The following is an 11484-nucleotide window of genomic DNA, read 5'->3' on the forward strand; positions in this document are numbered from 1 at the left end:
CGGCGCGCTACGCGGGCTCAGCTGCGGGCGTGCGCCGCGAGCAGATGATCGACGACGGCCGACAGGTCGTCGCATATCGGGACGCCCCGCCAGCGCCCATCCATGTCGTCAATCGGTTTGCCGGTGCGCACGCCGTAGCCTGCGACGCCGGCGGCGCGCGCGGCTTCGATATCGGTGACACTGTCCCCGATCATCACGCAGTCGTGCGGTTTCAAGCTCCAGCGGCGCAGAATATCCTCGAGCAGCCCCGGCCTGGGCTTGCGGCACGAGCAGTCGTCGTCGGCGGTATGCGGACAAAAGAATATGCCATCCAGCGCGACACCGAGCTCGGCGAGATGCCGTGTCATCTTGTCGTGGATGGCGAACAGATCGTCGTAATCGAACAGGCCGCGACCGAGCCCGGATTGGTTGCTGGCCAGTACCACGCGCAGGCCGGCGTGCTTGAGCCGCGCGATAGCCTCGAGGCTGCCTGCGATCGGTTGCCATTCCGCGGGCGATTTGATGAACGCTTCGCTGTCGTGATTCACCACGCCGTCACGGTCGAGTATGGCCGTGGACACCGGCATTACGCCGATTCGACCGAAAGACAGGATAGATCGGCGATGCGGCGGCACAGGCGATCAATCTGCGCGAGTAACGCCAGACGGTTGCGCTGGAGCGCCGGGTCGTCGCTCATCACCATGACTTCGTTAAAGAAGGTGTCGAGTGGTTCGGCCAGCGGGGCCAGCGCGGACAACGCGCCGGTATAATCGCCTTCGCGGGCGGCGGCCTCGAGCGTGGCCGCGCACGCCGTCGCCCGATCATGCAGTGCCGTTTCCGCCGGTTCGACCATGGCGGCGGGGTCGGCCGTCGCGGCGATGTCGGCATCGGCGTTACGCCTGAGGATATTGCGGATGCGTTTGTGCGCACCGCCGACCACGGCGGCGGCGGGCAGCTGCGCGAAATCGCCGACAGCGCGCACGCGGCGATCGAAATCCTGCATGTCCCGGATATCGAGCGACACAATCGATTCGAAATGCGCGGCCGGCACGCCGTGGTCCACGTAGTAGCCACGTAGACGTTCCATGTGAAACATCCAGAGTGCCTCGCCCGTGTCCTCAGGCGGGTCCACCGGCTGCATGGCAATGGCGGTATCCAGTAAATGCCTGAGGTCGATGGCGATACCCGCTTCGATCAACGTCCGCAGCACCCCGAGCGCCGCGCGTCGAAGACCGAACGGGTCCTTGTCGCCGCTCGGGCGCTTATCGATGGCGAAGATGCCGGCCAGCGTGTCGAGACGGTCGGCGAGTGCAATACAGCGTCCGACCGGCGTTGCCGCAATCGCCGCGCCGGCACCGGCCGGCGCGTATTGCTCGGGCAGCGCGCGGGCCACGGCCTCGGACTCGCCCTCCAGCTCGGCATAATATGCGCCCATCACGCCCTGGAGTTCCGGGAACTCGTTGACCATTTCGGTGAGAAGATCGGTCTTGGCGAGTTCGGCTGCACGTGCGACATCGGCCGCCGCGGCGCCAACCGCGGGCGCCAGTTCCGCGGCCAGGCGGCCAAAGCGTTGGCTCTTGTCGGCCAGCGTACCGAGCGCCTGCTGGAAACTGACGCGTTCCAGCGCCGGGATACGTGCGGCCAGACCCTGACGGCGGTCCTGCTCCCAGAAGAACAGCGCGTCCGCCAGGCGGGGCCGGATCACGCGTTCGTTACCGGCGACAACCTGGGCCGGATCGCGGCTTTCGATATTGGCGACCGTGACGAAACCGGGCAGCAGCGCGCCGTCGTCGCCCTCGACCGGGAAGTAGCGCTGATGTCCTTCCAGCGTGGCCACGAGAACCTCGCGCGGCAGCTCGAGAAAACGCGCATCGAAGCGTCCGGCAATGCCGACCGGCCACTCGACCAGCGCGGTGACCTCGGCCACCAGCGCGTCGTCGACCAAAGCTTGGCCGCCCAGCGACCGAGCAGCGGCCACCACGCCCTCGAGCACCCGGGCCCGACGTTCGGCGATATCCACGATCACGCATCCGGGATCGCGTAGCCGCTCGACGTAGCTGGCTGCGTCCGCGATCTCGATGGTTTCGGGATAATGAAAACGATGGCCGCGGGTGTAACGGTCGGCGCTTTCGCCAAACACCACCAAGGGCAGGATAGCGCTGCCATGCAACGCCACGACCCAATGCACCGGGCGCACGAACGCCGCCTCGGAATCGCCCCAGCGCATGCGCTTGGGAATCGGCAGGGCGCGGAGCGCCGCGTCTACCGCGGGCGGCAGCAGTTCGCCGAGCGCGAGGCCCGGGGCGGTGCCGCGATAGACCAGGCGCCGCCCCTTGTCGCTGTCCTCGCTTTCGAGCGCGTCCAGGGTCGTTCCGACCGAGCGGGCGAAGCCTTCGCCGGCCTTCGTCGGATTGCCCTGGTCATCGTAGGCGATCGCCACGGTCGGTCCGAATTTCTCCACGCGCTCGGCCGCGCTGGCGTCAGCGGTATCGGCAATGATGACCGCCAGGCGCCGCGGCGTGGCCAGACAATGCACCGTGCCGTGCGCCAGGCCGGCCTGGTCCAATTGCGCCGCCAGACCGTCGGCCAATGCCTCGGCCAGCGGATGCATCGCTTTCGGCGGCAATTCCTCGACGCCGATTTCGATCAGAAGGTCTGCACTCATGCCGCGTCGTTATCCTTGTTGAGCATGGGGAAACCGAGTGCCTCGCGCGCCTCGTAATAAGCCTTGGCCACGGCCCGCGCCAGGGTGCGCACGCGCAGGATGTAGCGCTGGCGTTCCGTCACCGAAATGGCATGGCGCGCGTCCAGCAGGTTGAAGGTGTGCGAGCACTCGAGCATGCGTTCATACGCCGGCAGCGGAAGATTCGAGTTCACCAGGGCCAGACATTCTGCCTCGAGCTCGTCAAAGCGTCGGAAAAGCGCCGCCACCGGTGCATGCTCGAAATTGTAGGTCGATTGCTCGACTTCGTTCTGGTGAAACACATCGCCGTAATAGACCGTGCCATACGGCGACGCCGACCACACCAGATCGTAGACCGATTCCACGTTCTGGATGTACATCGCAATGCGCTCGAGGCCGTAGGTAATCTCGCCGGAGACGGGGCGGCAGTCCAGTCCGCCTACCTGCTGGAAATAAGTGAACTGGGTGATTTCCATTCCGTTCAGCCAGATTTCCCAGCCCAGCCCCCATGCGCCCAGGGTCGGCGATTCCCAGTTGTCCTCGACGAAGCGGACGTCATGGATCGACATGTCCAGGCCAAGGGCTTCGAGCGAGCCGAGATACTGGGCCTGGATATCCTTGGGCGACGGTTTCAGCAGCACCTGAAACTGATAATAGTGCTGCAGACGATTGGGGTTGTTGCCGTAGCGGCCGTCCGTGGGTCGCCTGGAGGGCTGGACGTACGCGGCACGCCAGGGCTCGGGGCCGATCGAACGCAGAAACGTGGCTGTGTGGAACGTGCCTGCGCCGACCGGCATGTCCAGCGGCTGCACGACGACGCAGCCGCGTTCGGCCCAGTATTGCTGCAGCGCGAAAATGAGCTGTTGGAAATCCATGCCAGTGCACCGTTTGATCAGGCCGCGATTGTACCGGAACGCCTGCAATCGCTGGGGCGTACGCTATGCACCATAACAGTGCACCAATATGGCGCGGCTCGTTTATGGTGCGCATTCGGCTCTGCTGCGGTGCATCAGGGGCGTCCGGGGGCCTTGAATCGGCGCAGGTGACGTGGCACGGAACCTGCCTTTATAGTGCGTCTGTTGTACTGGCGATTCCGGACAGCTGAGTTCCCATCCCAATGAGGAGTCATCATGGCGAGTAGCAAGGCGCTCGAACTGATCAAAAAGACCGAAGCGAAATTCGTGGACTTTCGTTTCTGTGACGCGCGTGGCAAAGAGCAGCACATGACCATGCCGGCGCATATCGTCGACGAAGAGTTCATGGAAGAAGGCAAGATGTTCGACGGCTCGTCGATCGATGGCTGGAAAGGCATCAACGAGTCCGACATGGTCATGATGCCGGATGACGATTCGGCCGTGCTGGACCCGTTCTTCGAAGAGCCGACCGTCAACATCCGCTGTGACGTGCTCGAACCCAACACCATGATGGGCTACGAGCGCGACCCGCGGACCGTCGCCAAGCGCGCGGAAGCGTATCTGGCCTCGACCGGTATCGCCGATACCGCCCTGTTCGGCCCGGAAGCCGAATTCTTCATCTTCGACTCGGTGCAATGGCACAACGAGATGCGCGGTGCCGGCTTTTCGGTCGACTCCGAGGAAGCCTGCTGGAACAGCGAAACCCGCTATCCGGAAGGCAACATGGGCCATCGTCCGGGCATCAAGGGCGGCTACGTGCCGGTTCCGCCGGTCGATTCCCAGCATGACATCCGCTCGGCCATGTGCCTTGCCATGGAGGAAATGGGGCTCACCGTTGAAGTGCATCACCACGAGGTGGGCACCGCCGGCCAGGGCGAGATCGGCATGTTGTTCAACACGCTGGTCAAGAAGGCCGACGAAACCCTGATCTACAAGTACTGCGTGGCCAATGTCGCCCATGCCTTTGGCAAGACCGCGACCTTCATGCCCAAGCCGCTGGTTGGCGATAATGGCTCCGGCATGCATGTGCATCAGTCGCTGACCAAGGATGGCAAGAACATCTTCTCGGGCGACGAGTACGGTGGCCTGTCCGAGGAAGCGCTGTACTACATCGGCGGCATCATCAAGCACGCCAAGGCCATCAACGCCTTCGCCAATGCCTCGACCAACAGCTACAAGCGCCTGGTCAAGGGCTTCGAGGCGCCGGTATTGCTGGCGTATTCCGCGCGCAATCGCTCGGCGTCGATCCGTATTCCCTGGGTCTCCAGCCCGAAGGCGCGTCGCATCGAGGTGCGCTTCCCGGACCCGACCGCCAACCCGTACTTTGCCTTCTCGGCCATGATGATGGCCGGCCTGGACGGCATCCAGAACAAGATCCATCCGGGCGAAGCCATGGACAAGGACTTGTACGACCTGCCGCCGGAAGAAGAGAAGAAGATTCCGACCGTGGCCCAGTCACTGGAAGAAGCGCTGCAGTCGCTGTCGGCCGATCGCGACTTCCTGAAGAAGGGCGACGTGTTCACCGACGACCTGATCGACGGCTATATCGATCTCAAGATGGAAGAAGTGCTGCGTCTGAAAATGAGCACCCATCCGGCCGAGTTCGATATGTACTATTCCTGCTAGGCCGCAGGACATACTCAGCGGCCGGTGGCGGTCGCTGCGGTCACGAACAGCGCATCCGTCACCACGGATGCGCTTTTTTTTTATGGAATACGCGATGCGGATACGACGACCAGGACGATGGGGCGCGCTCGCGGTCTGGATGGGGCTGGTGACGGCGCTGCCGGCGCAGGCCACGATCTATACCTGGACCGATGCGCAGGGCGTGCGCCACTACAGCGATATCGCGCGGCCGGGCGCCAGGACGGTGCAACTCAAACGGATGCCGAATGGCGGCGCGAGCGCAAGTTCGGCGTCCGCCGGGTCCGGCGCCACACCCGGCGGTGACGCCCGCGCCCTGAACCTGGTCTCGCCCGCTCAGGGGCAGGTCTTCACCAGCCGACAGGGCCAGGTGCCGGTTTCGGTGGTGGTGGGCAACAACGACCACAAGGCCGGGCTCGGCGATGGCGAATCGCTGCGCTACAAGCTCGACGGCAAGCCGGTCGGCTCGGGGCCGACCCGGCACACGCGCCTGACATTGTCGAATGTCGCGGCCGGGCCGCACACCTTCCGTGTCACCCTGCTCTACCGCGGCCATGCGGTCCAGCACAGCGATGCCGTCACGTTTCGCGTCGAGCGCAGCACGCACGCGCCGCCGCCGCAATCCACACCGGACACGGGCAATCGCCGACCGCCGTCCTAAGCTGCTGAATGATGTCGATGTTTGGCCGTTCGATGTATTCCACAGTGGCCCGAACCTTGCTAGACAGCTGCCATGCGTGCCGATCAATACAGCGAGCATCGTCCCGATACGATTCTCGACAATCTCAAGACCGCAGTCGTGTGTCTGGACGACCGGCTGCACGTCACTTATCTGAACACTGCCAGCGAAATGCTGTTCGGCGTGTCCGCCCGGCACTGCGATCAGGAGGCTTTCGACAAGGCGCTGCCCTATCTCGCCGACCATCGCAGCCGACTGACCGCGGCGCTGACCGAGGGGGCCGCCTACACCGAGCGCGAGCTGCACTTGCGTGCGGGCGGTGGCGATCCGCTGATCGTGGACTGCACGGTCACGCCGTTCACCGACCGCGCGGGCGAATCGGCCTTGCTGATGGAGTTTCTGTCCCTGGATCGCCAGTTGCGCATCTCGCGAGACGACCAGATGCGGATCCAGAATCTCGCCAATCGCGAAATGATTCGTGGCATGGCGCACGAGATCAAGAACCCGCTGGGCGGACTCCGCGGCGCCGCCCAGTTGCTCGAGCGCGAAATCGACGACGACGAGCTCAAGGAATACACCACCGTCATCATCCGCGAGGCGGATCGGCTGCAGAACCTGGTGGACGGTCTGCTCGGGCCGCGCCGGCCGCCGAACAAGCAGCCGCTCAATATCCACGAGCCCCTGGAGCATGTGCGCGCACTGATCGATACCGAGTTGCCGCCGGGGATTACGCTCGAGCGCGACTACGATCCGAGTATCCCGGAGGTCCGTGCCGACCGTGAGCAGCTCATCCAGACGTTCTTCAACCTGGTTGGCAACGCGGTCACGGCGCTCGGCCGCTCCGGCAATATCCTGCTGCGCACGCGCACCCAGCGGCTGTTCACCATCGGCGGCGTCAAGCACCGGCTGGTGACCCGGGTCGACGTGGTCGACAACGGGCCCGGTATTGCGCGCGATCTGCTGCCGCGCATCTTTCATCCGATGGTCAGCTCGCGCGCCGAGGGCTCCGGTATGGGGCTGCCGATCGCCCAGTATTTAATCCATCTACACGACGGTCTGATCGAGTGCGAAAGCCGCCCGGGCCAGACCGTCTTCAGCGTCTTTCTGCCCATGGAGGCCAGCGATGGCTGAACTCACTGCCTGGGTCGTCGATGATGACGAATCGATCCGCTGGGTGCTTGAGCGCGCGCTGAAGGCCGCCTCGATCGATGTGGTCTGTTTTCCCGGCGGCGCCGAGTTGCTCGACGCCATCGAAGACAACGTGCCGGACGTCCTGCTCACCGATATTCGCATGCCCGGCATTTCCGGACTGGATCTGCTGGAACGGGTGCATGCGGTGCAGCCGCAGCTGCCGGTCATCATCATCACCGCGCACTCGGATCTGGATTCGGCGGTGTCGTCCTACCGCGGCGGCGCGTTCGAATATCTGCCCAAACCCTTCGACCTGGACGAGGCGGTCGAACTGGTCCAGCGCGCCGCCATGCTCGCCGACGAGACCGGTGCCGCCGACAAGACGGGATCGCGCGCGCCGGCCGAGTCGACCATCATCGGCGAAGCGCCGGCCATGCAGGAGGTGTTTCGCGCCATCGGGCGCCTGTCGGCCTCCAATATCACGGTGTTGATCACCGGTGAATCCGGTACCGGCAAGGAGTTGGTCGCGCATGCCCTGCATGAACACAGCCCCCGGGCCGACCGGCCGTTCATCGCAGTCAATACGGCCGCGATTCCGAAGGAGTTGATGGAATCCGAGTTCTTCGGCCACGAGAAAGGTGCGTTCACCGGCGCCGCCAGTCAACGCCGCGGGCGTTTCGAGCAGGCCCATGGCGGCACGCTGTTTCTCGATGAAATCGGCGATATGCCGGCCGATCTGCAGACCCGCTTGCTGCGCGTGCTGCAGGATGGGCAGTTCTATCGGGTGGGCGGTCACGTCGGGGTCAAGGTCGATGTCCGCATCATTGCCGCGACCAATCAGAACCTCGAAGCCGAGGTCAAGCGCGGCCATTTCCGCGAGGATCTGTTTCATCGCCTGAACGTGATCCGGCTGCGCGTGCCGCCGTTGCGCGAGCGTCGCGAGGATATCCCCCTGCTGCTGAACTTCTTCCTTGGGCGTGCCGCGCGGGAACTCGACATGGAGGTCAAGACGCTGTCCCGCGGTGCCAGCGAATACCTGACCGGGCTCGACTGGGCCGGCAATGTGCGCGAACTGGAAAACCTCTGCCGCTGGCTGACCGTCATGGCGCCCGGCCGGGAAGTGGTGCTCGACGACCTGCCGATCGAATTGCGCCCGCGCGCCGACGCCGCGGAGACGCCGTCGGCCATGGGTTTCGGCGCCGAGAGCAGCGCCGCGCCCGCGCCCGACACCGCGCCCGGCCAGCCCGGGGTGCCAAGCGACTGGGACGCGCAACTGTCGAGCTGGGCCGACGAGCGCCTGGCGGCCGGCGCCGATCATCTGCTCGACGAAGCCATACCGCGGCTGGAGCGGGTCATGATTCGCGCAGCACTGGCCCATACCGACGGTCATCGCCAGGAAGCGGCCCGGTTGCTCGGCTGGGGCCGGAATACCCTGACCCGAAAGATCAAGGAATTGTCGCTGTCGGATGAGTCCGCCTGATCCGGTCGGGCATGCGGGCGTGATAGCGTCGTCGCCCTGTGAATCGATCAATGGCGAGGACCCATGTGTCTGATCGCTCTGGCCTGGCAGGTCGACCCGGCCTGCCCCTTGCTATTCGCGGCCAACCGGGACGAATTCTACGAGCGACCGACCGAGGCCGCCCACTGGTGGCAGACACCGCCGGACCTGCTCGCCGGGCGTGACCTGCGGGCCGGCGGCACCTGGTGTGGTGCGGACCGCCGCGGCCGTGTCGCGGCCGTGACCAACGTGCGCGAACCGGGCGCGCCTGTCGCCACCGACCTGCGGTCGCGCGGGTCACTGGTCGCCGATTATTTCGCTGCCGACATCGGCGCGCGCGACTGGGCCGGGCGGGTGGCCGAGATCGGCGCCGCGTATGGCCCTTTCAACCTGTTGGTGGCCGATCCGGCGCGGCTTTGCTTTGTGTCCAATCGCGACAGCGCCGGCGTGCGCGATCTGCCGCCGGGTATCTTCGCGGTCTCCAACGGCCACTGGGGCGAACGGTGGCCCAAGACCGAACGCGCGGAACAAGGCATGGTGCAGCGCCTCGCCGACGGCGACACGGGGGCCGAACCCCTGTTCGATCTGCTGGCCGATCGCACGGCCGCGGCCGAATCCGAGCTACCGGATACCGGCGTGCCGCGGGCGCAGGAACGATTCCTGTCGCCGCCCTTCATCGCCGGCGAACACTACGGCACGCGCGCTTCGACCGTAATCCAGCGCGACGCTGACGGTATGGTGCATTTTTACGAGCGTGGCTTTGCTCAGCAGGGCCAACCGGTGCACCGTATACATCAATCCTGGTCTGTTGGTTCCACATGAAACCGATTCGCCCCTATGGGAGTTGGCCGTCCTCGATCTCCGCGGCCCATGTCGCGGCTGCCGGCCGCAAGTTTGCCGATCTGAGCGTCGATCGCGGCGCCGCCGAAGGTCCGCGTCTGTACTGGCTGGAAAGCCGGCCCGAGGAAGCCGGCCGCAATACGATCATGACGTTATCCGAGCATGGCGCGGTCTCCTGTCTGGAGGCGCCGGCTTCGGCGCGTAGCTCGGTGTACGAGTACGGCGGCGGCGCGTTCGCCGTCCACGCCGGTTTCATATGGTTCGTCAATGCGGCCGACCAGGCGATCTGGATGCGGGACCCGGACGGGCATCTGTCGGCGATCACCGACCCCGAGGCCGAGATGCGCTTCGCCGATCTGCAGTACGACGCGCGATTCGGCCGCCTGATCGCCATCGCCGAGGATCTGGGCGAGTCGCTCGACGAACCGGTGGCCCGCGTCGTGAGTGTGCATCGCGATGGCCGTGTGCATACCCTCGCCTCGGGCCATGATTTCTATGCCAGCCCGCGTCTGGCGCCGGCTTGCGATCGTCTGGTGTGGCTGGCCTGGAATCACCCGAACATGCCCTGGGATGTCAGTGAGCTATGGCAGGCGTCGATCGATGATGACGGCCATGTCGGCGAGCCGCAGCCGTTGTGGCAACCGGACGACATTTCATTGTTCGGGCCGGTGTTCGATCCAGACGGTCGTCTGCATATCGTCGCCGACATTGACAACTGGTGGAATATTCATCGCGAGCGTGTCGGCGCCGCCGGTTTCGAGGCGCTGACGGCCGAACGCGGTGAGTTCGGTGTGCCGCAGTGGGTGTTTGGCCAGTCAACCTACGACTTCACCGACGATGGCCGCCTGTTCGCGTTGCTCACCCAGGCGGGCGTCTGGCATCTGGGCGAGGTCGATCGGGTGTCCGGCGCGTTCCATCGCCTGCGCCACGATAGCGATTTCTTCGAGCAGATCACCGCGCTGGGCGACCGGATCGCCGTGGTTGCGGCCAGCCCGTCGCGCGCCAAACATATTCGGCGGCTGGATTTCGAAGGCTCGGGCGAAGTGCTGCGCTCGGCTGACAGTCTGCCGGCCGACGCCGCCCTGTCACGACCGGAGCCGCTGAGTTGGCCCACCGGTGACGGCGATACCGCGCATGGGCTGTTTTATCCCCCGTCCAGCGAACGCTGGACGGCGCCGTCCGACGAGCGGCCACCGCTGATTCTGAAGTGCCACGGCGGCCCCACCGGCGCGACCGACACGGCGCTCGATGCACGGATCCAGTACTGGACATCGCGCGGCTATGCCGTGCTCGATGTCAATTACCGCGGCAGCACGGGATACGGGCGCGATTATCGAATGGCGCTCGATGGCGTCTGGGGCGTGGCCGACGTCGAGGATTGCCAGACCGGCGCCGCCCATCTGGCCGAGGCCGATCGCATCGATCCCGAGCGCGTCGTCATTTCCGGCTCGAGTGCCGGCGGTTATACCGTGCTGTCGGTGCTGGCCTTCACCGACCTGGCGGCCGCGGGCGCCAGCTACTATGGCATCGGCGATCTCAAGCGGCTGCTGGCCTCCACGCACAAGTTCGAATCGCGTTATCTGGAACGCCTGATCGGCCGCGACGAACAGACATTGATTGCGCGTTCGCCGCTGTATCATGCCGATCAGCTGGACTGCCCGGTGCTGTTCCTGCAGGGCGGCCAGGACAAGGTCGTTCCGCCGGATCAGGCGGAATCCATGGTCGCGGCGCTTTCCGAGCGCGGCGTGCCGGTCGCCTATGTGCGTTTTGAATCCGAACGCCACGGTTTTCGTAATGCCGATAACGTGATGACCGCGATCGAAGCCGAGCGCAGTTTCTACAGCCGGGTGCTGCGGATCTCGGACGTCGAGGATCTCGAGCCGTTGGCGATCGAGAATTTCGACGACCTGTGACGCCCCCGGGTACGGCGGCCGGTGATTGGCGGTGGCCACAACCGGGGTCGACGGTATCGCTATGGGGCTGGCTTCTGCGGTAGGCTTGATTGCGCACAAGCGGTTTTTCGCTCCTGGGCTATTGTTTGTTAGTTGTTGATTACAGCGGGTTTGTTGCGCATGCAGCGGCCGGTCATGAAGCTATGCAGTCATTGTGAAGTACG

9 protein-coding genes are annotated in these 11484 nt (G+C 65.0%); 6 read left to right on the forward strand and 3 right to left on the reverse strand.

Annotated features, from left to right (window positions below; translation table 11 throughout):
* Nucleotides 1–17: 17 nt before the first annotated feature.
* Genes gmhB through glyQ form a run of 3 tightly spaced genes read right to left on the reverse strand, consistent with a single transcriptional unit; the run spans nucleotide 18 to nucleotide 3537 of the window.
* On the reverse strand, nucleotides 18–566 hold the full coding sequence (gmhB, locus tag ACS8YF_RS03525; RefSeq protein ID WP_440848838.1) for a D-glycero-beta-D-manno-heptose 1,7-bisphosphate 7-phosphatase: 549 nt from the start codon (nucleotides 564–566) through the stop codon (nucleotides 18–20).
* A complete protein-coding gene (glyS, locus tag ACS8YF_RS03530; protein WP_440848839.1) occupies nucleotides 566–2644 on the reverse strand; it encodes a glycine--tRNA ligase subunit beta in 2079 nt (692 codons plus the stop codon). The genes gmhB and glyS overlap by 1 nt, the downstream gene beginning before the upstream one ends.
* A complete protein-coding gene (glyQ, locus tag ACS8YF_RS03535; protein ID WP_440848840.1) occupies nucleotides 2641–3537 on the reverse strand; it encodes a glycine--tRNA ligase subunit alpha in 897 nt (298 codons plus the stop codon). Before glyQ ends, glyS begins: the two co-directional genes overlap by 4 nt.
* 255 nt (nucleotides 3538–3792) lie before the next feature.
* Between glyQ and glnA the strand changes: the two genes are divergently transcribed.
* The 6 genes from glnA to ACS8YF_RS03565 all read left to right on the forward strand — a co-directional run bounded on the left by glnA (nucleotide 3793) and on the right by ACS8YF_RS03565 (nucleotide 11281).
* Nucleotides 3793–5202, forward strand: a complete 1410-nt coding sequence (gene glnA / locus ACS8YF_RS03540) for a glutamate--ammonia ligase (protein WP_440848841.1) — start codon at nucleotides 3793–3795, stop codon at nucleotides 5200–5202.
* 94 nt (nucleotides 5203–5296) lie between these two features.
* On the forward strand, nucleotides 5297–5881 hold the full coding sequence (locus ACS8YF_RS03545; protein WP_440848842.1) for a DUF4124 domain-containing protein: 585 nt from the start codon (nucleotides 5297–5299) through the stop codon (nucleotides 5879–5881).
* 72 nt (nucleotides 5882–5953) lie between these two features.
* Nucleotides 5954–7030 (forward strand): nitrogen regulation protein NR(II), encoded by a 1077-nt coding sequence (gene glnL, locus ACS8YF_RS03550; RefSeq protein WP_440848843.1) that lies wholly within the window; start codon nucleotides 5954–5956, stop codon nucleotides 7028–7030.
* Nucleotides 7023–8510, forward strand: a complete 1488-nt coding sequence (gene ntrC, locus ACS8YF_RS03555) for a nitrogen regulation protein NR(I) (protein WP_440848844.1) — start codon at nucleotides 7023–7025, stop codon at nucleotides 8508–8510. Before glnL ends, ntrC begins: the two co-directional genes overlap by 8 nt.
* A gap of 63 nt (nucleotides 8511–8573) precedes the next feature.
* Entirely contained in the window at nucleotides 8574–9350 is a 777-nt protein-coding gene (locus tag ACS8YF_RS03560) for an NRDE family protein (RefSeq protein WP_440848845.1), read from the forward strand.
* The gene (locus ACS8YF_RS03565) at nucleotides 9347–11281 is read left to right on the forward strand and encodes an alpha/beta hydrolase family protein (protein ID WP_440848846.1); all 1935 of its coding nucleotides are present in this window, start codon (nucleotides 9347–9349) and stop codon (nucleotides 11279–11281) included. Before ACS8YF_RS03560 ends, ACS8YF_RS03565 begins: the two co-directional genes overlap by 4 nt.
* The last annotated feature ends 203 nt before the right edge of the window (nucleotides 11282–11484 follow it).

It is taken from the genome of Salinisphaera sp. SWV1, assembly GCF_052044155.1.
In the GTDB taxonomy this organism is placed as follows: domain Bacteria; phylum Pseudomonadota; class Gammaproteobacteria; order Nevskiales; family Salinisphaeraceae; genus Salinisphaera.